This window comes from Cellulomonas sp. McL0606, from assembly GCF_058248365.1.
Window position 1 is genome coordinate 919,427 of sequence record NZ_CM177779.1, and the last position, 23,243, is coordinate 942,669.

Here is a 23,243-nt window from a genome sequence, read left to right on the forward strand (position 1 = left end):
ACCCGGGAACGATCCAGCCCACAGCGCGCAGACGTCGTCGTACGTACGCAGCGTGTGTGGCTCCACCACCGTCTCGGTCATCACGACCGGACGTCGGCCGATCCCCGATCCATCGGGTCCCGGCCACCGACGAGGGGAAGGGTCCTTCGTGACAGACATCATCGATCCCGCCGTGAGCACCTCCGGCGGGTCCGCCCGCGGCGCCGGGATCTCGGCGCTCCGCCTGCCCGAGCTGCAGGCGATGGCGTCCGAGCTGGGCGTCAAGGGCACCTCCAAGATGCGCAAGGGCGACCTCGTCCAGGCCATCTCGGACGCTCGCGGGGGCTCGCGCCCCCAGGCGCTCGAGCCGCGCCGCACCGAGAGCAGTGCAAGCACAGCCGTCGCCGAGGCGCCCGTCCGGGCCGCCCGCGCGCCCCGCAACCAGGCTCCGCAGCTCGACCTCGACGTCCCCACGCAGTCGGACCGCGCGCCGCGCGGCGACGCGCCGAAGGGTGACGCCCTGGCCGGTCTCGAGGCCGCTCTGGACGCCAAGCTCGCGCCCGTCGACGACCGCGCGGCCCGCGCGGCCGACGCCGTCGGCTCCGTGACCGGCGAGCGCCGCTCGCGCCGTTCGGGCCGCGGCGCCGGTGCCCCGCAGGGCGGCGACGACGCCGACCAGCAGGCCATCGGTCAGCAGCAGAACGGCCAGCAGCAGAACGGCCAGCAGAACGGGCACCAGGGCGTTGCGCAGCAGGAGCGCCAGCAGGCCAACGGTCAGCAGGACCGGCAGCAGGGCAACCGCCAGCAGGGCGGGAACCAGCAGGACCGGCAGCAGGGCCAGCAGAATGGCCAGCAGGGCGGCCAGCAGCAGAACCCCAACCAGCAGCAGCAGCGTCGCGAGTTCACGGACGGCGACGACACCGAGGAGCGCGGCGGTCGTCGCCGGCGCTCGCGCGACCGCTACCGTGACCGTGACCGTGACCGCAAGACGCGGGGCACCCGCCGCCCCGGCCCCGGCGAGATCGCGGGTCTCGACGACATCGAGGTCAGCGAGGACGACGTCCTGCTGCCCGTCGCCGGCATCCTCGACCTGCTGGACAGCTACGCGTTCGTGCGCACCACGGGCTACCTGCCCAGCGCGAACGACGTGTACGTCTCGCTGAACCAGGTGAAGCGCTACGGCCTGCGCCGCGGCGACGCCGTCACGGGGGCGGTCCGCCAGCCTCGCGAGGGCGAGCAGCCGCAGGCGCCGCAGGGCAACCGGCCGAGCAAGTTCAACGCGCTGGTCCGTCTGGACTCGATCAACGGTGCCGAGCCCGACGCGGCCAAGAACCGCCCCGAGTTCAGCAAGCTGACGCCGCTCTACCCGCAGGAGCGCCTGCGCCTGGAGACCGAGCAGACGAAGCTGTCGGCCCGCGTGATCGACATCGTCGCGCCCATCGGCAAGGGCCAGCGCGGCCTGATCGTCGCGCCGCCCAAGGCCGGCAAGACGATCATCATGCAGCAGATCGCCAACGCGATCACCACCAACAACCCCGAGGTCCACCTCATGGTCGTGCTCGTCGACGAGCGCCCCGAAGAGGTCACGGACATGCAGCGCACGGTGAAGGGCGAGGTCATCGCCTCGACCTTCGACCGCCCCGCCTCGGACCACACGATCGTCGCGGAGTCTCGCCATCGAGCGCGCCAAGCGGCTGGTCGAGCTGGGCCAGGACGTGGTCGTGCTCCTCGACTCGCTGACCCGCCTGTCACGGGCCTACAACCTGGCCGCTCCGGCGTCCGGGCGCATCCTCTCGGGTGGTGTCGACGCCTCGGCGCTGTACCCGCCCAAGCGGTTCTTCGGCGCAGCCCGCAACATCGAGAACGGTGGCTCGCTCACCATCCTCGCCTCGGCGCTCGTCGAGACCGGTTCCAAGATGGACGAGGTCATCTTCGAGGAGTTCAAGGGCACCGGGAACATGGGCTGCGGCTCTCCCGTGGCCTGGCCGACAAGCGCATCTTCCCGGCGGTCGACGTCAACGCGTCCGGCACCCGCCGCGAGGAGATCCTCATGGCGCACGACGAGCTGAAGATCATCTACAAGCTCCGTCGGGTCATGGGTGCCCTCGACCAGACCCAGGCCATCGAGCTGCTCATCGGCAAGCTGCGCGAGACCAAGTCGAACGTCGAGTTCCTGCTCCAGGTCCAGAAGACGACGCCCGGCAGCGAGTGATCGCCCCGGCCTGACGACGGCCCCCACTCCTCCGGGAGCGCGGGGCCGTCGTCGTCGGGCGACCACGAGCGCCCACCTCTACAGTGCAACGGTGGTCGCGCGCGCGGGTGCCGCTCGTAGTGTCGGCGCCGTAGCCTCGCTGATCCTGGCCGCGGCCGCGCTCGGCGCCTGCAGCGCGAGTGCCCCGCCGCTCACCGTGACGGTGACGCCGCACGAGAGCCTGCTCGACGAACCGATCCATGTCCGGGTCTCCGGCGCCCCGCCGGGCGCCCCGACGACCGTGGCGGTCGAGTCGACGGACCGCACCGGCGCCGTGTGGCGTTCGTCGGCGACCTTCGTCGCGGACTCCCGTGGCGAGGTCGACGCCGACGTGGACGCCAGCACGGGCGGCACGTACACCGGCGTCGCGGCCACCGGCCTGGTCTGGTCGATGCGCTCGGCCAGCGGCCGCGACTCGGGCTATATCTGGCAAACCTTCGGCCCGTCGACGTTCACGGCGACCGTGCGCGCGGGCGGATCGACGGCGTCGACGACCTTCGAACGGGCTCTGACGACGACCCGGCTCAGCGGGCGCAGCCCGTCGCTGGCCCTTGACGGCTTCGTCGGGCGCTTTCTGTCGGGGCCGGTTGGTGCAACCCCGCGGCCGGCGGTGCTCGTCATCGGTGGATCCGAGGGCGGTATGGACACCCTCATGGCGGCGATGCTCGCGATGCGCGGGTATCCCGCCCTCGCGGTGGCCTACTTCGGTGAACCGGGCCTGCCTCAGAACCTGTCCGCCATTCCCCTCGAGTACTTCGAGCGCGCCCTCGGCTGGCTGGCCGCACAGCCCGGCGTCGACCCGGCGCGGATCGTCGTCCTCGGCGGCTCGCGCGGCAGCGCGGCGGCTGAGCTCCTCGGTGTGCACGATCCCGACCAGGTGCACGGTGTGATCGCTGCGTCGCCGAGCGACGTCGTCGGGTGCTCCATCCCCGCGTGCGATGGTCCGGCCTGGACCCTCGGCGGTGCGGCGGTCCCGTACACGCGAACCTGGGGCGACCCGCACGCCTCCGACAACCCCCAGGCCGTGATCCCGGTGGCGACGATCGGTGGCCCCGTGCTGTTCGTGTGCGGCGAGGCGGACGACATCTGGCCGTCCTGCGAGTTCTCCCGGGCGGCGACGGCCGCGCTCGACGCCGATCCGGCGGCACCGAGGCACGAGGTCGTGGCGGTGCCCGACGCCGGGCACCTGATCGACGGCCTGTATCCGGGAGAGCCGGGTGTGAGCTCGGATTGGACCCCGGCAGAGCAGGCCAAGGATGAGCCGGCGCTGCCCGACGTCTGGCGGCGCGTGCTGGCCTTCCTGGCAGCGGTGTGATCGCAGCTCGAGTTCCGGACCCTCGTCCGCGGGCGGGCGCCGGTCCGGTAGACCGGCTAGCGTGCGGCGTGTCCGTCTCGCGCGCAAGGGAGCCGATCGATGTCGAAGTGGACCACGTCCCCGCGGGAGGCGCTGCGGGCCGGGAAGGGGTTCGACCTGGCGGCGTTCGACCCGTCGTCGCGACCCGGCTGGGACCACTCACGTGCGGCCGGCGAGGCGCGCCTGGCCAAGAACGGCGTGCGGCTGGGCGAGCTGCAGGAGCGGCTGTTCGCGGACGGTCGCACGGGCGGCACCCGGTCGGTGCTGCTGGTGCTCCAGGGTATGGACACCGCGGGCAAGGGCGGGATCGTGCGGCACGTGATCGGCCTGGTCGATCCGCAGGGCGTCCAGCTCAAGTCGTTCGGGGTGCCCACCGAGACAGAGCGCGCCCAGCACTACCTGCAGCGGATCCGTGACGGGCTGCCGACGCCGGGCCACATCGGCGTGTTCGACCGGTCGCACTACGAGGACGTGCTGGTGGTCCGCGTCAACGGCTCGTGCCGCGCGAGGTGTGGGAGCCGCGGTACGACGAGATCAACGCCTTCGAGAAGGAGGTCGTCGACGGCGGGACGACGATCGTCAAGGTCGCGCTCATGGTGTCGCCGGCTGAGCAGAAGGCGCGGCTGCGGGAGCGGCTCGAGCGCCCGGACAAGTACTGGAAGTACAACCCGGGTGACCTCGACGTCCGGACGCAGTGGCCGCTCTACCAGGAGGCCTACCAGGCGGTCCTGGACCGCACGAGCACCGAGCACGCCCCCTGGTACGTCGTGCCGGCGGACTCCAAGTGGTACGCGCGGATGGCGATCGGGCGGCTGCTGCGCGAGGCGCTCGAGGACCTGGACCTGGGCTGGCCACCGGCGGACTTCGACGTCGAGGCGGAGCTGGCGAGGCTCGACGCGCAGCCGACGTGACCGAGGTCATCCCGGGCCGCGCGCGGGATGATTTCGAGGCACTCCGCTGTTCTGGCACAATGGTTCGCTGGTCTGCGGTTCACCGGCGCCGTGTCGTGCGTCCGGACCCGGAGACATCCACCCAAGGAGAAGTTCTGTGAAGGCTGACATCCACCCCCAGTACGTGACCACCGAGGTCACCTGTACCTGCGGCAACACGTTCACCACGAAGTCGACGGTGACCAGCGGCAAGATCCACGCCGACGTGTGCAACGCGTGCCACCCGTTCTACACGGGCAAGCAGAAGATCCTCGACACCGGCGGCCGTGTGGCCCGGTTCGAGGCGCGCTACGGCAAGAAGGCCGCCAACTAGCAACCTCACAGCGCCGGTGCCCCGGCGCGGACGACTGCCCTCCATGGCAGTGTCCGCGCGGGCACCGGCGCTGTGTCGTTGTCGGGAGCCGCACCCAGCCGAAGGAAGAACATGAGCGAGCCATTCGCCGCCGCCGAGCCGCTGCTCGCCGAGCACGCGCAGATCGAGGCGCAGCTGGCCGACCCCGCGGTGCACGCGGACGCCGCCAACGCGCGCAAGCTGGGTCGCCGGTACGCGGAAGCCTCGGTCAGGTGGCGCAGGCGTACACCGCCTGGAAGGCCGCGAGCGACGACGCCGAGGCCGCCCGGGAGCTCGCCGAGGTGGACGAGAGCTTCGCCGCCGAGCTGCCGTCGCTCGAGGCTGCCGCCGTCGTCGCCGCGGCACGGCTGCGGGAGGTCCTCATCCCGCGCGACCCCGACGACGCGCGTGACGTGATCCTCGAGGTCAAGGCGGGGGAGGGCGGCGAGGAGTCGGCGCTGTTCGCGGCGGACCTGCTGCGGATGTACACGCGCTATGCCGAGAAGATGGGCTGGGCGACGCAGCTGCTGGGCGCCACGGACTCCGACCTCGGCGGCTACAAGGACGCCCAGCTGGCCATCAAGAGCCGCGGCACCGTCGCCCCGGAGGACGGGGTCTGGGCGCACCTGAAGTACGAGGGCGGCGTCCACCGCGTCCAGCGCGTCCCGGTCACCGAGTCGCAGGGCCGGATCCACACCTCCGCGGCCGGCGTGCTGGTTTTTCCCGAGGTCGAGGACGAGGCCGAGGTCGAGATCGACCCCAACGACCTGCGCATCGACGTGTACCGGTCGAGCGGCCCCGGCGGCCAGTCGGTCAACACCACCGACTCCGCGGTGCGCATCACGCACCTGCCGACGGGCATCGTCGTGTCGATGCAGAACGAGAAGTCGCAGCTGCAGAACCGTGAGCAGGGCATGCGGGTGCTGCGTGCCCGGATCCTGGCCGCCCGGCAGGAGGAGGCGGCGGCCGCCGCCAGCGAGGCCCGGCGGTCGCAGGTCCGTACCGTCGACCGCTCCGAGCGCATCCGGACCTACAACTTCCCGGAGAACCGCATCGCGGACCACCGCACCGGCTACAAGGCGTACAACCTCGACGCGGTGCTCGGTGGCGACCTCGCCCCGGTGGTGCAGTCCGCGATCGACGCCGACGAGTCCGCGCGTCTCGCGGCGGCGGGAGACGCGTGACGACCGACGGCGAACGTCCGACGACGGACGACGGACACGTGTCGACGAGCGGCGGCGCGACCTCGGCCGAGAGCGCCGCCGCCGGACGCCGGCCCAGCGTCCGCGACCTTGTCGAGGGCGCGACGCGGCTGCTCGGCGAGGCGGGCGTGCCGTCGCCGCGCCACGACGCGACCGCGCTCGCGGCGCACGCGCTCGGTCTCGACCGCCTGGAAGCTCGCCCTCGCGCCACCTGTACCAGAGGGGTTCGCCCCGATGTACGCAGGCCTGGTCGAGCGTCGCCGCAACCGCGAACCGCTGCAGCACCTGGTCGGCTCGACGGGCTTCCGGTACCTGACGCTGCTGGTCGAGCCCGGCGTCTTCGTGCCGCGGCCCGAGACGGAGGTCGTCGCCCAGGTGGCGATCGACGGCGCCGCGACGACGCCCGGCCCGCTCGTCGTCGACCTGTGCTGCGGTGCGGGCGGCATCGCGATCGCGGTGGCGTCCGAGGTCCCCGGCTCGACCGTCGTCGCGGTGGACCTCTCGCCCGAGGCGGTCGCGCTGACCAAGAAGAACGCGGGCCACAACGGTGTCACCAACCTCACGGTCGAGTGCGGCGACGTCGCCGACCCGACGCTGCTGAGCGCGCTCGACGGCACCGTCGACGTGCTCGTCGCCAATCCGCCCTACATCCCCCCCGACGCCGAACCGGTGGACCCGGAGGTGCGCGACCACGACCCGGACCTGGCCCTGTACGGCGGCGGTCTGGACGGCCTCGAGGTCCCGCGCGCGGTGCTGCGCGCGGCCGCGCGGCTCCTGCGGCCCGGCGGCCTGCTCGTGATGGAGCACGCCGAGGTGCAGGACGCGGCCGCCCGCGCGGACGCGCAGGCCACGGGCGCGTTCGAGCAGATCGAGTCGCGCGACGACCTGACGGGGCGCCCGCGGATGCTGGTCGCGCGCCGGAACTCGACCGGCTCGTGAAAGACTCGGCGCCGTGAACGAGCGCATCACGCCGGCGAGCGACCCCGCGACCTGGGGCCCCGCCATCGACGAGGCGGTCAACGTCGTCTCGCGCGGGGGCCTGATCGTCCTGCCCACCGACACCGTCTACGGGATCGGCGCCGACGCCTTCACGCCGCCCGCGGTGCAGGCGCTCCTGGACGCCAAGGGTCGCGGCCGGCACATGCCGCCGCCGGTCCTCATCGCCGACGTGGCCACGCTCGACGGGCTGGCCATCGACGTGCCGGTCGGCGCGCGCGCCCTGGCGACGCAGTTCTGGCCCGGCGGGCTGACGCTCATCGTGCGCGCGCAGCCGTCGCTCGCCTGGGACCTCGGCGAGACCAACGGCACGGTCGCGCTGCGGGTGCCGGATCACCCCACGGCGCTCGCGCTGCTGCGGCGGACGGGTCCGCTGGCGGTGTCCAGCGCGAACACCACGGGCAACCCCGCGGCGGTCACCGCCGAGGGCGCCTACGAGCAGCTGGGCGATGTCGTGTCGGTCTACCTCGACGCCGGCGACGCCCCGGGCCAGGTGGCCTCGAGCATCGTCGACGCGACCGGGGGCACCCTGCGCCTCGTGCGCGCGGGCGCCGTCAGCCTCGACCAGCTGCGCGAGATCGCGGACGTGGAGGCACCCGCTTCGTGAGGGTCTACCTGCTCGCCCTGTTCATCGCGGCGTCGGTCGCCTACCTGACCACGCCCCTGGCCCGCTGGTTCGCGCTGCGCTGGGGAGCGATCACGGCGGTCCGTGACCGCGACGTGCACGCGGTCCCGACGCCGCGGCTCGGTGGCATGGCGATGTTCGCGGCGATCCTCGTGGCGGTCGTCATGGTCAGCCGGCTGCCGTTCCTCGAGAGCGTGTACGCGAACCCCCGTGCCCTCGTGGGCATCGTCGGCGGTGCGGGCATGGTCTGCGCGCTGGGCGTCGCCGACGACATCTGGGACCTGGACTGGCTCACCAAGCTCATGGGGCAGGTGCTTGCCGCGGGCTTCCTCGTCTGGCAGGGCGTCCGCCTCTACCAGTTCCCGATCGGTGGCGGGATCGTCGGCTCGGGCGGGCTGTGGACGTTCCTGACCATCCTCACGGTCGTGATCGCCATGAACGCGGTGAACTTCGTCGACGGCCTCGACGGGCTGGCGGCCGGGGTGCTCGCGATCGGCGGTACCGCGTTCTTCCTCTACGCGTACCTGCTGACGCGGGACGTCAACTCGGGCACCTATGCCTACGCCAGCCTCGCTGCCCTCGTGCTCGTCGTGCTGGTGGGTGCGTGCGTCGGCTTCCTCCCGCACAACGTCTACCCGGCCCGCATCTTCATGGGGGACTCGGGTGCCATGCTGCTCGGCTTCGTCTTCTCGGCGGCGGCGATCGTGGTGACCGGGCAGACCGAGCAGGTGCTCGACCGGCAGCGGTTCCCCGCGTTCCTGCCCATGGTGCTCCCCTTCGCGGTGCTGCTGCTGCCGCTGCTGGACATGGGGCTGGCGATCATCCGACGCGTCGGCAAGGGCAAGTCGCCGTTCCACCCGGACCGCATGCACCTGCACCACCGGTTGCTGGCGCTCGGCCACTCCCACCGTCGTGCCGTCGCGATCATGTACGTCTGGACGGCGGTCTTCGCGTTCGGCGTCGCCGCCCTGTACGTCTGGTCGACGACGACGGTGCTGCTCGCGTGCGGCGTCGCCGTCGTCGTCGCCACGATCCTCACGCTCGGGCCGCTGCGCGGCCGGGCGGCCGCACCGTCCTTGGAGTCCACGCCGTGACCGGTCCTACGACGCCCACCCCGTCTCTGTCGCCGACCGGGGCCGACCGGGTGTTCCGCCAGGCGCTGCGCGACATGTTCGTCCTGCTCGGCATCCTGACGGTGATCGGAGTGATCGTCGGCTACCTCGTCGACGGGATGGCCGGCGTCTGGGGTGCTCTCATCGGGGTGCTCGTCGCGCTGATCTTCTCGGGCACCACGGTGATCTCGGTCTGGCGGACCTCGAGGTCGAACCCGACGACGATGCTCGCGGTCCTGATGGGTGCGTGGCTGGGCAAGATCATCGTGGTCATCGTCGTGCTGGCCTCGATCCGGCACCTGGACTTCTACAACCCCCAGGTGCTCGCGATCGTGCTCATGGTGGGGGTCATCGGGTCGGCGATCCTCGACGCCCGGGCGGTCCAGCGCGGGCGCCTCACCTACTTCGACGAGGTGCCCGCCCAGAACGCCGTCCAGGAGCCGTCCGACGGCTCCGCTCCGGGTCCGGACCAAGCGGCTTCATAGGTTAGGCTTCACCCCATCCACGACGGCCCGACGCCGTGCTTGTGCCTGCAGCGACGCGGCATTCGGCGCACACGACCACCAGGAGAACGCCCTGTCCAGCCTTGCGACGATCCTGCCGCTCGCCGCGGATGACGGTAGCGGTGGCTTTCACCCGCCCTCGCTGATCGACTTCTTCCCGCCGGCCATCTGGTTCGAGGGCACACCGTTCGAGATCAACCGGATCATCCTGGTCCGCTTCATCTCGGTGATCGCGCTGTTGTTGATCTTCGTCATCGGCGCCCGCCGCGCCAAGCTGGTGCCGGGTCGGTTCCAGAACCTCCTTGAGCTGGGGCTCAACTTCGTCCGCGTCCAGATCGTGTACGAGATCCTGGGCGAGAAGGACGGCAAGAAGTACGTCGGGATCATCACGACGATCTTCTTCGGGGTGCTCTTCTTCAACATGACCGGCGTGATCCCGTTCCTGAACATCGCGGGAACGTCCGTGATCGGCCTGCCGATCATCTTCGCGCTGTGGGTCTATGTGCTGTACCTGTCGCAGGGCGTCAAGAAGTTCGGCGTCGGCGGCTACCTCAAGCACAGCCTGTTCCCGGCGGGCGTCCCGTGGTTCGTCTATCCCCTGTTGACGCCGGTCGAGTTCCTGCAGGTGTTCATCCTGCGCCCCGCAACGCTCGTCATCCGGCTGCTGGCCAACATGCTCGCCGGCCACCTCCTGCTCGCCCTCTGCTTCGCGGCGACGTCGTTCCTGCTCTTCCACGCGTCCCCGGGCCTCAAACCGTTCGGCGCCGTCACGTTTGTCGCGGGCTTCGGCTTCTACCTGCTCGAGGTGTTTGTCGCGGCACTCCAGGCGTACGTGTTCGCCATCCTGACCGCTGTCTACCTGCAGATGTCGATCACCGAAGAGCACTGATCGACGCACCCACCGCGACGGGCTGATCCCCGGACCGTCGCCCGCAACGGACGCGCCGAGCGGCGCGTAGATGAAAGGAAACCAGGTCCCATGCTCGCAGCAGCAACAGACGCCACCACCACAATCAACGGGCTCGCCCTCGTCGGATACGGTCTGGCGGCCATCGGCCCCGGCATCGGCCTCGGCATCCTGTTCGGCAAGACGATCGAGGGCATGGCGCGCCAGCCTGAGATGTCCGGCCAGCTGCGCTCGACGATGTTCATCGGCCTGGCGTTCATCGAGATCCTCGCGCTCCTCGCGATCGCCACTCCGTTCTTCTTGAAGTGATTACCGCGCAGCTCGTCGCTGCCACGACATCCCTGGCAGCGGCAACCGACACCGCAGACCTGAACCCTCTCCTGCCCGAGCCGTACGACATCCTGTGGTCTGCGGTCATCGTCCTGATCATCGCGGTCGTGTTCCTCAAGTACGTCCTGCCCAGGTTCCAGTCCGTGCTCGACGAGCGCACGGAAAAGATCGAGGGCGGTCTGGAGCATGCCGAGGTCGCCCAGGCCGAGGCGGCCGCGCTGCGTGCCGAGTACGAGCAGCAGCTCGCCGACGCCCGGACGGAGGCTGCCCGCATCAAGGAGGCGGCTCGCGTCGAGGGCGGGGCCATCTCCGCGGAGATCAAGGCCAAGGCGACGGCCGACGCGGCCCGTACGGTCGAGACGGCCCAGCGCCAGATCGAGGCCGAGCGTCAGCAGGCGTCGGTCTCCCTGCGTGCGGACGTGGGCGCCCTGGCCACCGAGCTCGCCTCGAAGATCGTGGGCGAGTCCCTCGAGGACACGGCCCGCCAGTCGCGCGTCGTGGACCGCTTCCTGGCTGACCTCGAGGCCTCGACGGCCGCAGCGTCTGCGGCCAAGGAGAACTGATGCGCGGAACGAGTCTCGCTTCTCTCGAGGCGGTGCAGGAGCGGTTCGAACCGGTCCTGACCGCCGCGGGTGAGCAGGCGTCCGGCCTGGGTGAGCAGCTGTTCGCCGTCGTCGACGCCCTGGACTCCTCGGGAGCGCTTCGTCGGACCCTGTCCGACCCCGCACTCCCCGGCAAGGCCAAGGCCGGCGTCGCCGCGGCCGTGCTGGCACGCTCGGACGCCCGCGTCGTGGCCGCGGTCTCGGACCTGGTCAGTTCGCGGTGGACGTCGCAGGACGACCTGGGCGATGCGGTCGAGATGCTCGGCTTCGACGCGCTGCTCGCGTCCGCGGAGGCAACGGGCGAGCTCGCTCGTCGAGGACGAGCTCTTCCGCATCACGCGGCTGCTCGTCGGACAGCGGCAGGTGCGAGCCGCGCTGTTCGACGCCCGGGGCACCCGGGAGAACCGCGTCGCGCTGGTGAACAGCCTGCTGTCGGGGCGCGTGAGCAACGTGACGCTCGAGGTGGCCCGCCGGGCGACCGCCGCACCGCGCGGAGAGCGGTTCGTCGCGACCCTCGGTCGCGTGGCCGAGCTGGCCGCGAACCGTCGCAAGCGGCTCGTCGCCGGCGTGACCTCGGGCAGCGAGCTTCTCCCAGGCGCAGATGGACCGGCTCGGTGCGGTCCTGCAGCAGGCCTATGGGCGCGAGCTGCAGCTCAACGTGACCGTGGACCCCGAGATCCTCGGCGGCCTGCGCATCCAGGTGGGGGCGGACGTGGTCGACTCGACCGTGCTCGCCCGGCTCGCCGACGCACGACGACGACTTGCCAGCTGACGGTCGGCCTCGGGCCGTCCGCGTGAACGACGTGAACGAATCGACGACTGCGCACCGCGTGGTCACGACAGGAGAAGAGCAATGGCTGAGCTGACGATCCGGCCGGACGAGATCCGGGCCGCGCTGGACAGCTTCGTGAAGTCCTACGAGCCGAGCGGCGTCGTGTCGGAAGAGGTCGGTCGGGTCACCCTGACCGCCGACGGCATCGCCCAGGTCGAGGGACTCCCGGGCGCGATGGCGAACGAGCTGCTCCGCTTCGAGGACGGCACGCTGGGCCTCGCGCTCAACCTCGACGTCCGCGAGATCGGCGTCGTCGTCCTGGGTGAGTTCGCGGGCATCGAGGAGGGCCAGGAGGTCCGCCGTACGGGAGAGGTCCTGTCGGTCCCCGTCGGCGACGGCTACCTCGGTCGTGTCGTCGACCCGCTGGGCCAGCCGATCGACGGCCTGGGTGAGCTGGTCACCGAGGGTCGCCGCGCGCTCGAGCTGCAGGCCCCCGGGGTGATGGACCGCAAGTCCGTCGAGGAGCCGTTGCAGACGGGCCTGAAGGCGATCGACGCGATGATCCCGATCGGTCGCGGCCAGCGTCAGCTGATCATCGGGGACCGTCAGACCGGCAAGACGGCGATCGCGATCGACACGATCATCAACCAGAAGGCCAACTGGGAGACCGGCGACGAGAAGAAGCAGGTCCGCTGCATCTATGTCGCCATCGGCCAGAAGGGGTCCACCATCGCCGCCGTGCGCGGCGCACTGGAGGAGGCCGGCGCCCTGGAGTACACGACGATCGTCGCGGCCCCGGCGTCCGACCCGGCCGGCTTCAAGTACCTCGCGCCGTACACCGGCTCGGCCATCGGCCAGCACTGGATGTACGCGGGCAAGCACGTCCTGATCGTCTTCGACGACCTGTCGAAGCAGGCCGAGGCCTACCGTGCCGTGTCGCTGCTGCTGCGTCGCCCGCCGGGCCGTGAGGCGTACCCCGGTGACGTCTTCTACCTGCACTCCCGCCTGCTCGAGCGTTGCGCCAAGCTGTCGGACGCGCTCGGCGGCGGGTCGATGACGGGTCTGCCGGTCATCGAGACGAAGGCCAACGACGTCTCGGCGTACATCCCGACCAACGTCATCTCGATCACCGACGGCCAGATCTTCTTGCAGTCGGACCTGTTCAACGCCGACCAGCGCCCGGCCGTCGACGTCGGCATCTCGGTGTCCCGCGTCGGCGGTGCCGCCCAGGTCAAGGCGATGAAGAAGGTCTCCGGCACGCTGAAGCTGGACCTGGCGCAGTTCCGCTCGCTCGAGGCGTTCGCCATGTTCGCCTCGGACCTGGACGCCGCGTCCCGTGCGCAGCTGACCCGCGGTGCGCGCCTGATGGAGCTGCTCAAGCAGGCGCAGTACACCCCGTACCCGGTCGAGGACCAGGTCGCCTCGATCTGGGCCGGCACCAAGGGCAAGCTGGACGACGTCCCGCTGGCCGACGTGCGCCGCTTCGAGACCGAGCTGCTCGACCACCTGCGCCGCAACACCGAGGTGCTCTCCACCATCGCGTCCACCGGCAAGCTGGAGGACGAGACGGAGAAGGCGCTCGGCGACGCGATCGACGAGTTCCGCAAGGGCTTCCTGGTCGGCGACGGCACCACGCTCGTCGGCTCGCTCGACGACGGCGCCGACGTGGACGTCGAGCAGGAGCAGATCGTCCGGCAGAAGAAGGGCTGACCGTGGCAGGTCAGCAGCGCGTCTACCGGCAGCGGATCCGGTCGACACAGTCGCTGAAGAAGATCTTCCGCGCGATGGAGCTCATCGCTGCCTCGCGCATCGGGAAGGCGCGGGACCGCGTGACGGCGTCGACGCCGTACTCGCGCGCACTGACCCGGGCGGTCTCGGCCGTGGCGACGCACTCCAACGTCACGCACCCGCTGGTCACCGAGCGCACGGACACGAACCGCGTGGCCGTGCTCGTCGTGACCTCGGACCGTGGCATGGCCGGCGCGTACTCGGCCAGCGCGATCCGTGAGGCCGAGCGCCTCATCGGTCGGCTGACCGAGGAGGGCAAGGAGCCGGTCGTCTACGCGACCGGTCGTCGTGCCGTCTCGTACTACGCCTTCCGCGGTCGTGAGCTGGCGGGCCAGTGGACCGGCAACTCGGACGCACCGTCGGTCGACACCGCGAACGAGATCGCCGACGCCCTGCTCACGGCGTTCGCCGCGCCGGCCGACGAGGGCGGTGTCTCGGAGCTGCACGTCGTGTTCACGTACTTCAAGAACATGGTCACGCAGACCCCCCGCCTCATCCGGCTGCTGCCCCTCGAGATCGTCGAGGGCGTCGAGCCGACCGGCGACGACGAGATCGCGCCGCTGTACGAGTTCGAGCCGTCGCCCGAGGACGTCCTGGACGCCCTTCTGCCGCGGTACGTGCGCAGCCGCATCTACACCTGCCTGCTGCAGGCCGCGGCGTCCGAGCTGGCTGCCCGCCAGCGTGCGATGCACACCGCCACCGAGAACGCGGAGGACCTGGTGCGCATGTACACCCGGCTCGCCAACCAGGCCCGCCAGGCCGAGATCACGCAAGAGATCAGCGAGATCGTGTCGGGCGCCGACGCGCTCGCCGGCTGATCTACCGAGACCCTTCCGAGAATCCAACCGGAGAACAACATGACTGCCACCACCACCGAAGCTGCCGTCGAGCACGCCTCCGGTCCCGGCGTGGGCCGCGTCGCCCGGGTCATCGGGCCCGTCGTCGACATCGAGTTCCCGTCCGACCAGATCCCCGAGCTCTACAACGCCCTCAAGGTCACCATCGACCTGTCGGCGCAGGGCGAGGGCGAGGCCGACGGCGGCGTCGAGATGACGCTCGAGGTCGCCCAGCACCTCGGCGACTCGCTGATCCGCGCCATCGCGCTCAAGCCGACCGACGGCCTGGTCCGCGGCGCGCTCGTGCGCGACACGGGCGAGGCGATCAGCGTCCCCGTCGGCGACGTCACCAAGGGTCACGTCTTCAACGTCATCGGTGAGGTCCTCAACCTCAAGGAGGGCGAGAAGCTCGAGATCACCGAGCGCTGGCCCATCCACCGCAAGCCCCCGGCCTTCGACCAGCTCGAGAGCAAGACGCAGATGTTCGAGACCGGCATCAAGGTCATCGACCTGCTGACGCCGTACGTGCTCGGCGGGAAGATCGGCCTCTTCGGCGGCGCCGGCGTCGGCAAGACGGTGCTCATCCAGGAGATGATCCAGCGCGTCGCGCTCAACCACGGTGGTGTGTCGGTGTTCGCCGGTGTCGGCGAGCGCACCCGTGAGGGCAACGACCTGATCGTCGAGATGGAGGAGGCGGGAGTCTTCGACAAGACGGCCCTCGTCTTCGGCCAGATGGACGAGCCGCCGGGCACGCGTCTGCGCGTCGCCCTGTCCGCGCTGACGATGGCGGAGTACTTCCGCGACGTGCAGAAGCAGGACGTGCTGCTCTTCATCGACAACATCTTCCGGTTCACGCAGGCCGGTTCCGAGGTGTCGACGCTGCTCGGCCGCATGCCGTCCGCGGTCGGCTACCAGCCGAACCTGGCCGACGAGATGGGCCTCCTGCAGGAGCGCATCACCTCGACGCGTGGCCACTCGATCACGTCGCTGCAGGCCATCTACGTGCCCGCCGACGACTACACCGACCCGGCCCCGGCCACGACGTTCGCGCACCTGGACGCCACCACCGAGCTGTCGCGCGAGATCGCCTCGCGTGGCCTGTACCCGGCCGTCGACCCGCTGACCTCCACCAGCCGGATCCTCGACCCGCGGTACGTCGGCCAGGCGCACTACGACGCCGCGACCCGCGTGAAGTCGATCCTGCAGCGCAACAAGGAGCTTCCAGGACATCATCGCGATCCTCGGTGTCGACGAGCTGTCGGAGGAGGACAAGACGGTGGTGGCCCGCGCCCGCCGCATCCAGCAGTTCCTCTCGCAGAACACGTACATGGCCGAGAAGTTCACCGGTGTCGTCGGGTCGACGGTGCCGCTGAGCGAGACGGTCGAGGCCTTCGGCAAGATCGCCGACGGCGAGTTCGACCACATCGCCGAGCAGGCGTTCTTCAACATCGGCGGCCTCGAGGACCTCGAGCGCAACTGGGCCCGCATCCAGAAGGACTACGGCGTCTGAGTTTTCTTGCCGGGGCGCCGTCGAGAGACGGCGCCCCGCCCATTCTTTCGAGAGGAGTGCTCATGGCAGACATCGAGGTCGAGATCGTCGGCGCCGAGGGCAAGCTCTGGTCCGGCACCGCGTGGCAGGTCTCGGCGAAGGCCGGCGAGGGTGAGATCGGCATCCTGGCCGGTCACGAGCCCGTGCTCTCCGTGCTCAAGCCCGGCGAGGTCCGGGTGTTCGCGGAGCGCGGCACGCAGCCGGAGCGTTGGCAGGTCGAGGGCGGGTTCCTCTCGTTCGACTCCAACCACCTGACGATCGTCGTCGACGACGCCGTGGCCGGCGCCCGACCCGCTCCCACGGCGCACTGACACGTGAGCGGGGTGGTCGTCGCGCTGCTGCTCGGCGCCGCCCTGCTCGCCGTCGTCACCGGCCTGCTGTGGCTCTCCCGGGTCCACACCCTGGACCGCCGGGTGGGTTCGTTCCACTGCTGGGAGGCGACGAGCCCCGACGGTCCGTGGACCGCGGGCGTCGCGCAGTACGGCTCGGCCACCCTGTACTTCTGGCGGCGCTGGTCGCTGGCGCCCCGTCCGCACATCCGCTGGAACCGCGTCGGTCTGTCCGTCGTCGAGCGGCGCTGGCAGGACCCGGACGCGACGTCGGGGGATCGCCTGGTCGTCGCGACCTGCCGGTCCCAGAGCGACTTCTACCTCCTGCTGAGCGCCGAGGCCTACACGGGCCTGACGTCCTGGATCGAGGCGACGCCCTCGCGCGTCAACTCCGTCACCTGACAGAAAGCACACCCTGATGCGCCTCGTCGTCGCCTCCTGCTCGGCGCGCTACAGCGGTCGACTGAACGCCCACCTGCCTCTGGCCACGCGGCTCCTCGTCGTGAAGGCCGACGGGAGCGTGCTCCTGCACTCCGACGGCGGGTCGTACAAGCCGCTGAACTGGATGAGCCCGCCGTGCACGCTGGCTGTCTCGGACCCGTCCGACGAGTCCCGCACGGCCGGCGTCACCCAGGTGTGGACCGTCCAGCACCAGAAGTCGGACGACCGGCTCGAGATCGAGCTGCACGAGGTCCAGCACGACTCGGCGCACGACCTCGGCGTCGACCCCGGCCTGGTCAAGGATGGCGTCGAGGCCCACCTGCAGGAGCTGCTCGCGGCCCAGATCATTCTGCTCGGCACCGGCCACACGCTGGTGCGCCGCGAGTACCCGACCGCGATCGGCCCGGTGGACATCCTGGCCAAGGACCCGGCGGGCGGCACCGTCGCCGTGGAGATCAAGCGCCGCGGCGACATCGACGGCGTCGAGCAGCTGACCCGCTACCTCGAGCTGCTCAACCGCGACCCGCACCTCGCACCGGTGCGCGGTGTGTTCGCGGCCCAGGAGATCAAGCCGCAGGCCCGCGTGCTGGCCACCGACCGGGGGATCGGCTGCCTGGTCCTGGACTACGACGCCATGAAGGGCGTCGACGACAGCGGCTCACGCCTGTTCTAGGGGCGGTCCCGGTCGGTCCGTGCCGCGCCGTGGCCGACCGGGCCTGACCCGGTGCGCGAGGATGGTGCCGTGAGCGAACCCCTCGTCCTGCGCGGACGCCTGGTGACCCCCCGCGGCATCGTCGACGACGGAGCGGTGGTGGTCGACGACACGACGATCGTCTGGGTCGGGCCGTCGGACGGGCTGCCGCCGGCGTGGGTGCTTCCGGAGGCGACCGAGGACACGTTGCTGCCCGGTCTGGTCGACCTGCACTGCCACGGCGGCGGGGGAGCGAGCTTCCCGGACGCGACCGACGTGGCAACGGCGCAGACGGCCGTCGACGAGCATCGTCGGCACGGGACCACGAGCCTGGTCGCGTCGCTGGTCACCGCGCCACGGGACGACCTGCTGACCCGGACCGCGCTGCTGGCGGACCTCGCGGACGCCGGCGAGATCGTGGGGATCCACCTCGAGGGACCGTTCCTCTCCGCCGACCGCTGCGGCGCGCAGAACCCCGCCGACATGCTCACCGGGGACGCGGCCCTTGCGCGGGAGATCGCGGACGCCGCTCGCGGGCACCTGGTCACCATGACGATCGCCCCGGAGGTGCCCGGGGTCGTCGACGAGGTCCTGCCGGCACTCGTCGACGCGGGCGCGGTCCCGTCGGTCGGCCACACCGATGCGTCGGCGGAACAGGTCGAGGCGGCCGTCGACCGTGGTTTCGACCTGCTGGCCGCCACGAGCAACCGGCGCCTCACCGCGACGCACCTGTTCAACGGCATGCGTCCGCTGCACCACCGCGACCCCGGCCCGATCGCCGCGTGCCTGGCCGCGGCGGCGCGCGGGGAGCTCGTCGTCGAGCTGGTGGCGGACGGCACCCACCTGGCCGACGCGACGGTCCTGTCGGTGTTCGATCTGCTCGGCGCCGGGTCGATCGCCCTGGTCACCGACGCGATGGCCGCGGCCGGCATGCCCGACGGCGCCTACCAGCTGGGCCCGATGGGCGTCGTCGTGGACGGCGGGGTGGCCCGGCTGGCGAAGGGTGGCGCGATCGCCGGGGGTACGGCGCACCTGATCGACGTCGTGCGCACGGTCGTCGCCGCGGGGGTGCCGCTCGAGGATGCGGTGCTGTCGGCGGCGACGGTCCCGGCGGACGTGCTGGGGCGGCGGGACATCGGCGCGCTGGCTGCGGGCCGGCGCGCGGACGTCGTCGTCACCGACGCCGATCTGCGCCCGCTGCGCGTGCTGCGCGACGGCGAGTGGCTATAGCGCGGCCGTCGTCTCCCGGACGGTGAGCTCGGGCGCGAGCAGGCGGCTCTCCGGCGTCTGGCCGTCGTCCAGCCGGGACATCACCATCTCGACGGCCACCGCACCGATCCGTGCGGCGGGGATGTCCACGGCCGTGAGCTGCTGCGGCTGACCGGTCGCGACGTCCTGCGGGCACACGGCGACCACGGACATGTCGCGCGGCACCTCGATGCCGCGCTCGCGCAGCCCGGCCAGCACGGCGGGCAGGGCGACCTCGTTGTGGACCACGAGCCCCGTCACGCCGGGGAGCCGGTCGAGCACCCGGTCCAGCGCGGCGACGGCACCGGCGTGGGACGACTCGCACGGCTCGAACACGGCCTCGACGCCCAGTCGCTCGGTCTCGGCGCGGAAGCCGTTGACCATGCGCAACGCGTACGTGGTGTGCCGGTCGAGGACCACGCGGGGCGACCCGATGAGTGCGACGCGACGGTGACCGAGCCCGACCAGATGGTCCACGGCGGTCCGGGCGACGGCCTCGAAGTCGAGGTCCACGCACGAGAGGCCCGAGGCGTCGCGGGGGAGCCCGATGAGGACGGCCGGCTGGCGCTGACGGCGCAGGATCGGCAGCCGCGGGTCCTCGGCCTCGACATCCATCATGATCACCGCGTCGACCATCGAACCGGCGGCCACCCGCTCGACACCCGCATGGTCGTCCTGGGTGAGCAGCAGGACGTCGTGCTCGAAGTCGCGGGCGCGGGTCACCACGCCGGTGACGAACTGCATGATCACGCCGACATTGACGTCGACGCGCAGGGGCGCCATCAGCGCGAGCACGTTGGTCCGCTGCGAGGCGAGCGCCCGGGCGCCCGCGTGCGGCCGGTAGCCGAGCTCGCGCACGGCATGCTCGATCCGCTCGCGCGTCGACGCCGAGATCGGACGCTTGCCCGACAGGGCGTAGGAGACCGTGGAGACCGAGACCCCGGCAGCGCGCGCGACGTCGTCGATCGTGGTCACGGCGTTCCGCCTCCTTCGGCTCGGGCCGGACACACCGGCGCCGGGAGAAACCCTAGCGGGCGGTCCGCGGGTGACGTCCCATGTCAGAGCGGTCAAGCGAAGCGCTTCGACCACGTGCGCCTCATCATGCACCCAAACAGCCGGGATGTCTGGTCTGGACAGCGGGAAAATCACGCGCTATCTTATCGAAGCGCTTCGACGATCGGACGCAGTTTCCCCCAATCCGATCGACATCCACTCGACGAGGAGAACCCGGATGAGGATCAGCACACGGCGATGGGCGGCCGTCGGAACCGCCGCCCTCCTGGCCACGGCAACCCTGACCGCCTGCAGCAGCGGCAGCGGCGGCGGCAACTCGGACTCCAAGACCCTCACGGTCTGGCACTACGAGTCCGACGACTCGGCCATGGGCCAGGCCTGGAACAAGGCGATCGAGATCTTCAAGACCGAGCACCCCGGCGTGAAGGTCGACGTCGAGCACCAGACGTTCGAGCAGATCCAGAAGAACGCCAAGATCGTGCTCACGGGCAAGGACGTGCCCGACGTCATGGAGTACAACAAGGGCAACGCGACCGCGGGCCAGCTCGCCTCGCAGGGTCTGCTGACATCGCTGACCGACGTCGCGAAGGCGAAGGGCTGGGACAAGGAGGTCAGCGGCTCGCTCCAGACGACCGCGAAGTACGACGAGAACGGGCTCATGGGCTCGGGCGACTGGTACGGGGTGCCGAACTACGGCGAGTTCGTCGGCATGTACCTGAACAAGGACCTGTTCGCGAAGTACGGCATCGCCGTGCCGACGACGTTCGACGAGTTCGAGGCCGCGCTCGCCACGTTCAAGACGAACGGCGTCACTCCGCTGGCCGAGGCCGGCGCCGAGTACCCCCTCGGGCAGCTCTGGTACGAGCTGGTGCTGCACTACGGCGACCGCTCGCTGGTCGACAACTACCAGCTGTTCAAGAGCGACGTCGACTGGCAGGGCGACGCCATGACGAAGGCCACCGAGAAGCTCGACGAGTGGGTCAAGAAGGGCTACATCGCGTCCGACGCGGCGGGCCTGACGGCCGAGGACATGGGCGTCTCGTTCATCAACGGCACGTTCCCGATCATGGTCTCCGGCTCGTGGTGGTTCGGCCGCCTGCAGGAGCAGGTCAAGTTCGACTGGGCCCAGACGCTGTTCCCCGGCAACACGCTGCACCCCGGCTCGTCCGGCAACATCTGGGTGGTCCCGACGAACGCGAAGTCCAAGACGCTCGCCGAGGACTTCATCGACATCACGCTGCGGCCCGAGGTCCAGAACGTGCTCGGTGAGAAGGGCGGCCTGCCCGTGGCCGGTGACACGAGCAAGATCACCGACCCGAAGACGGCCGAGCTGACGCAGAACTTTGCGGACATCGTCAAGGACGACGGCCTGGCCTTCTACCCCGACTGGCCCGTTGCCGGCTTCTACGACGTGATCGTCAGCCAGCTGCAGTCGCTGGTCAACCAGTCCAAGTCGCCCGCCGAGGTCCTCGACGGCCTCAAGGGCGCCTACGAGTCCGGCAAGACCGACCTGCTCGGCTCCTGACCCGAAGCGCTCGGGCGGGACGCGTCGTCCCGCCCGAGCGCCCCACGGAGGACGAAACCCCATGAGCACCGAAGCTCTCGACAGCCGCACGACGACGGCCCCGCCGCCGGCCGAGCCCGCGATCGCGCGCCGCACCAAGAAGCGTCCGACGTGGGTGGGCTACCTGCCCTACCTCGCGCCTGGCGCCCTCGCGTTCATCGTCGTCATCGGCATCCCGTTCGCGACGAACATCGCCTACAGCTTCCAGAAGTGGAAGGGCGGGCTGGCCCCGCACCAGTGGGTCGGCCTGGACAACTACCAGGCGCTGCTGCACGACGAGCAGTTCTGGACGTCGTTCCGCAACTCGATCTCGATGATCGTGGCCATGGTGGTCGTCCCGACGCTCATCGGCCTCGTGCTCGCGTCCGTCCTGTTCGACTACCTGGGCAAGAAGTTCGGGTCGCGCTCGGCGTCGGTGCTCAGGGCCAGCTACTACCTGCCCCAGATCCTGCCGGTCGCGGTGGCGGGCGTGCTCTGGAACTGGATCCTCAACGCGCAGACCGGCGCCCTGAACGAGGTGCTGCGCTCGATCGGCATCGAGCACCCGCCGAACTGGCTCGGGTCGCCGACGACGGCGATGCCGACGGTGATGCTCGTGCTCGTCTGGGTGCAGATCGGCTACCCGGTGGTGATCTTCATGTCCGCCCTGCAGCGCGTCGACCCCGAGCTGTACGAGGCCGCCGAGCCTCGACGGTGCCGGCTGGTGGCGCCGCTTCCGCGCCATCACGATCCCGCAGATCAAGCCCGAGACGTTCGTCGTCGTGCTCACCTGCACGGTCGCCGCACTCAAGGTGTTCGGCCCGATCTACGTGCTCACCCGCGGCGGCCCCGAGGGGTCCACCCTGGTGCCCAGCGACTACTCGTACCTCAACTTCTTCGACAAGTCGAAGGTCGGCTACGGCGCAGCGGTGGCCAACGTGCTCACCCTCGTCATCGTGATCGTCGCCGGTCTGATCCTCGTCGCGCAGGCGCGCAGCGAGCGCAAGGAAGGGGTGGGCTGATGGCCACCGACGTCCTGTCCACCGCGGCGCCCGGTGCCCGGCACCGCCGAGGGACCGCCCGCTGGGTCGTCCTCGTCGGCGCGATCCTGGTCGCGCTCGCGATCCTGCTGCCCTTCTTCATCATGCTGCTCAACGCGTTCAAGTCGCCGACGGACTATTCGCTGCACGGCCCGCTGAGCTGGCCCACCGAGATCTACACCAAGGGCCTGACCACGTTCTGGGACCGCGTCGACTTCCCCCGGAAGCTGCTCAACTCCATCTGGATCTCGGGCGCCGTCGCCGTCTTCGGCACGCTGCTGGCGCTGCTGAACGCCTACGCCATCGGCATCGGTCGCGTGAAGGGCCGGCTGCTGGTCGTCTCGCTCTTCCTGCTCGCGACGATGCTGCCGCAGGAGGCGCTGATCTACCCGCTGTTCACCATGGCGCAGAAGGTGGGGCTGTCGGACTCCCCGTGGTCCGTCATCATCATCTTCACCGTCATCCAGTCGGCGTTCGGCACCTACCTGCTGGCCTCGGTGCTGGGCACGTTCCCCAAGGCGCTGCTCGAGGCCGCGGCGCTCGACGGCGCCAGCAAGTGGGACGTCCTGTGGAAGGTCGTCTTCCCCGTGGTGCGTCCGACCCTGTCCGTCCTGATGATCTTCTTCTTCATCTGGACGTGGAACGAGTTCTTCATCCCGCTGGTCATGCTGACGACGAACGACACGCAGACCATCCCGGTCGCGCTCGCGTCCTTGCAGGGTGACCGGATGATGGATGCGCCGACGACCAACGCCGGCGCGCTCGTCTCGCTCCTGCCTGCGGTGCTCTTCTTCCTGATCTTCCAGCGAACCCTGACGCGCGGCGTGACTGCCGGCGCCGTCAAGTAAAG

At 70.5% G+C, this 23,243-nt stretch carries 19 protein-coding genes and 4 pseudogenes; 22 read left to right on the forward strand and 1 reads right to left on the reverse strand.

What is annotated here, in order from left to right; translation table 11 throughout:
• Positions 1-148: 148 nt before the first annotated feature.
• From rho to AC38ZX_RS04795, 20 genes and pseudogenes are all read left to right on the forward strand, one after another.
• Positions 149-2,191 (forward strand): annotated as a pseudogene (rho, locus tag AC38ZX_RS04700) (transcription termination factor Rho).
• Between the two features lie 91 nt (positions 2,192-2,282).
• Positions 2,283-3,545: an acyl-CoA thioesterase/BAAT N-terminal domain-containing protein gene (locus AC38ZX_RS04705; RefSeq protein WP_491296512.1), complete on the forward strand. Its 1,263-nt coding sequence runs from the start codon at positions 2,283-2,285 to the stop codon at positions 3,543-3,545.
• Between the two features lie 99 nt (positions 3,546-3,644).
• Positions 3,645-4,495: pseudogene (locus AC38ZX_RS04710) on the forward strand (PPK2 family polyphosphate kinase).
• A gap of 136 nt (positions 4,496-4,631) precedes the next feature.
• Complete coding sequence (gene rpmE / locus AC38ZX_RS04715) at positions 4,632-4,847, forward strand: 50S ribosomal protein L31 (RefSeq protein WP_426594706.1); 216 nt, start codon at positions 4,632-4,634, stop codon at positions 4,845-4,847.
• Between the two features lie 111 nt (positions 4,848-4,958).
• Positions 4,959-6,049: pseudogene (prfA, locus tag AC38ZX_RS04720) on the forward strand (peptide chain release factor 1).
• Positions 6,050-6,301: 252 nt separating this feature from the next.
• Positions 6,302-7,006 (forward strand): peptide chain release factor N(5)-glutamine methyltransferase, encoded by a 705-nt coding sequence (gene prmC / locus AC38ZX_RS04725; protein WP_491296513.1) that lies wholly within the window; start codon positions 6,302-6,304, stop codon positions 7,004-7,006.
• Between the two features lie 13 nt (positions 7,007-7,019).
• Positions 7,020-7,670, forward strand: a complete 651-nt coding sequence (locus AC38ZX_RS04730; protein ID WP_491296514.1) for an L-threonylcarbamoyladenylate synthase — start codon at positions 7,020-7,022, stop codon at positions 7,668-7,670.
• Positions 7,667-8,782, forward strand: a complete 1,116-nt coding sequence (locus tag AC38ZX_RS04735; protein WP_491296515.1) for an MraY family glycosyltransferase — start codon at positions 7,667-7,669, stop codon at positions 8,780-8,782. Before AC38ZX_RS04730 ends, AC38ZX_RS04735 begins: the two co-directional genes overlap by 4 nt.
• Positions 8,779-9,285 (forward strand): Cg1360 family ATP-synthase-associated protein, encoded by a 507-nt coding sequence (locus AC38ZX_RS04740; RefSeq protein WP_426594710.1) that lies wholly within the window; start codon positions 8,779-8,781, stop codon positions 9,283-9,285. Before AC38ZX_RS04735 ends, AC38ZX_RS04740 begins: the two co-directional genes overlap by 4 nt.
• Positions 9,286-9,529: 244 nt before the next feature.
• Entirely contained in the window at positions 9,530-10,192 is a 663-nt protein-coding gene (gene atpB, locus AC38ZX_RS04745; protein WP_426594711.1) for a F0F1 ATP synthase subunit A, read from the forward strand.
• 90 nt (positions 10,193-10,282) lie between these two features.
• Complete coding sequence (gene atpE, locus AC38ZX_RS04750) at positions 10,283-10,519, forward strand: ATP synthase F0 subunit C (RefSeq protein WP_426594712.1); 237 nt, start codon at positions 10,283-10,285, stop codon at positions 10,517-10,519.
• A complete protein-coding gene (locus tag AC38ZX_RS04755) occupies positions 10,519-11,103 on the forward strand; it encodes a F0F1 ATP synthase subunit B (protein WP_426595879.1) in 585 nt (194 codons plus the stop codon). The genes atpE and AC38ZX_RS04755 overlap by 1 nt, the downstream gene beginning before the upstream one ends.
• Before the next feature lie 640 nt (positions 11,104-11,743).
• Positions 11,744-11,914 (forward strand): F0F1 ATP synthase subunit delta, encoded by a 171-nt coding sequence (locus AC38ZX_RS04760; protein ID WP_491296516.1) that lies wholly within the window; start codon positions 11,744-11,746, stop codon positions 11,912-11,914.
• A gap of 81 nt (positions 11,915-11,995) precedes the next feature.
• Entirely contained in the window at positions 11,996-13,624 is a 1,629-nt protein-coding gene (gene atpA, locus AC38ZX_RS04765) for a F0F1 ATP synthase subunit alpha (RefSeq protein ID WP_491296518.1), read from the forward strand.
• Between the two features lie 2 nt (positions 13,625-13,626).
• Complete coding sequence (locus AC38ZX_RS04770) at positions 13,627-14,520, forward strand: F0F1 ATP synthase subunit gamma (RefSeq protein ID WP_426594715.1); 894 nt, start codon at positions 13,627-13,629, stop codon at positions 14,518-14,520.
• A gap of 39 nt (positions 14,521-14,559) precedes the next feature.
• Positions 14,560-16,048 (forward strand): annotated as a pseudogene (atpD, locus tag AC38ZX_RS04775) (F0F1 ATP synthase subunit beta).
• Positions 16,049-16,110: 62 nt separating this feature from the next.
• Positions 16,111-16,398 (forward strand): F0F1 ATP synthase subunit epsilon, encoded by a 288-nt coding sequence (locus AC38ZX_RS04780; RefSeq protein WP_491296519.1) that lies wholly within the window; start codon positions 16,111-16,113, stop codon positions 16,396-16,398.
• A 3-nt stretch (positions 16,399-16,401) separates the two neighbouring features.
• Positions 16,402-16,818, forward strand: coding sequence for a DUF2550 family protein (locus AC38ZX_RS04785; protein ID WP_426594718.1), 417 nt, complete (start codon positions 16,402-16,404; stop codon positions 16,816-16,818).
• Between the two features lie 16 nt (positions 16,819-16,834).
• Positions 16,835-17,530 (forward strand): endonuclease NucS, encoded by a 696-nt coding sequence (nucS, locus tag AC38ZX_RS04790; RefSeq protein WP_491296520.1) that lies wholly within the window; start codon positions 16,835-16,837, stop codon positions 17,528-17,530.
• Positions 17,531-17,599: 69 nt separating this feature from the next.
• Positions 17,600-18,778: an N-acetylglucosamine-6-phosphate deacetylase gene (locus AC38ZX_RS04795; protein ID WP_491296521.1), complete on the forward strand. Its 1,179-nt coding sequence runs from the start codon at positions 17,600-17,602 to the stop codon at positions 18,776-18,778.
• On the opposite strand, the gene AC38ZX_RS04800 is transcribed toward AC38ZX_RS04795, so the two are convergent.
• Positions 18,773-19,771, reverse strand: a complete 999-nt coding sequence (locus AC38ZX_RS04800; protein WP_491296522.1) for a LacI family DNA-binding transcriptional regulator — start codon at positions 19,769-19,771, stop codon at positions 18,773-18,775. The two genes, AC38ZX_RS04795 and AC38ZX_RS04800, sit on opposite strands and share 6 nt — an antisense overlap.
• A 256-nt stretch (positions 19,772-20,027) precedes the next feature.
• Between AC38ZX_RS04800 and AC38ZX_RS04805 the strand changes: the two genes are divergently transcribed.
• Together AC38ZX_RS04805 and AC38ZX_RS04810 are read left to right on the forward strand one after the other, a co-directional pair.
• On the forward strand, positions 20,028-21,335 hold the full coding sequence (locus AC38ZX_RS04805) for an ABC transporter substrate-binding protein (RefSeq protein ID WP_426594722.1): 1,308 nt from the start codon (positions 20,028-20,030) through the stop codon (positions 21,333-21,335).
• A gap of 61 nt (positions 21,336-21,396) precedes the next feature.
• Positions 21,397-23,241 (forward strand): ABC transporter permease, encoded by a 1,845-nt coding sequence (locus AC38ZX_RS04810; protein WP_491296523.1) that lies wholly within the window; start codon positions 21,397-21,399, stop codon positions 23,239-23,241.
• Positions 23,242-23,243: the final 2 nt, after the last annotated feature.

Excerpts from the sequence above, each read along its gene's own strand:
- prmC (WP_491296513.1), top strand. The coding sequence starts at position 6,302 with ATGTACGCAGGCCTGGTCGAGCGTCGCCGCAACCGCGAACCGCTGCAG.
- atpE (WP_426594712.1), top strand. The coding sequence starts at position 10,283 with ATGCTCGCAGCAGCAACAGACGCCACCACCACAATCAACGGGCTCGCC.
- AC38ZX_RS04760 (WP_491296516.1), top strand. The coding sequence starts at position 11,744 with ATGGACCGGCTCGGTGCGGTCCTGCAGCAGGCCTATGGGCGCGAGCTG.
- atpA (WP_491296518.1), top strand. The coding sequence starts at position 11,996 with ATGGCTGAGCTGACGATCCGGCCGGACGAGATCCGGGCCGCGCTGGAC.
- AC38ZX_RS04780 (WP_491296519.1), top strand. The coding sequence starts at position 16,111 with ATGGCAGACATCGAGGTCGAGATCGTCGGCGCCGAGGGCAAGCTCTGG.
- nucS (WP_491296520.1), top strand. The coding sequence starts at position 16,835 with ATGCGCCTCGTCGTCGCCTCCTGCTCGGCGCGCTACAGCGGTCGACTG.
- AC38ZX_RS04805 (WP_426594722.1), top strand. The coding sequence starts at position 20,028 with ATGAGGATCAGCACACGGCGATGGGCGGCCGTCGGAACCGCCGCCCTC.
- AC38ZX_RS04810 (WP_491296523.1), top strand. The coding sequence starts at position 21,397 with ATGAGCACCGAAGCTCTCGACAGCCGCACGACGACGGCCCCGCCGCCG.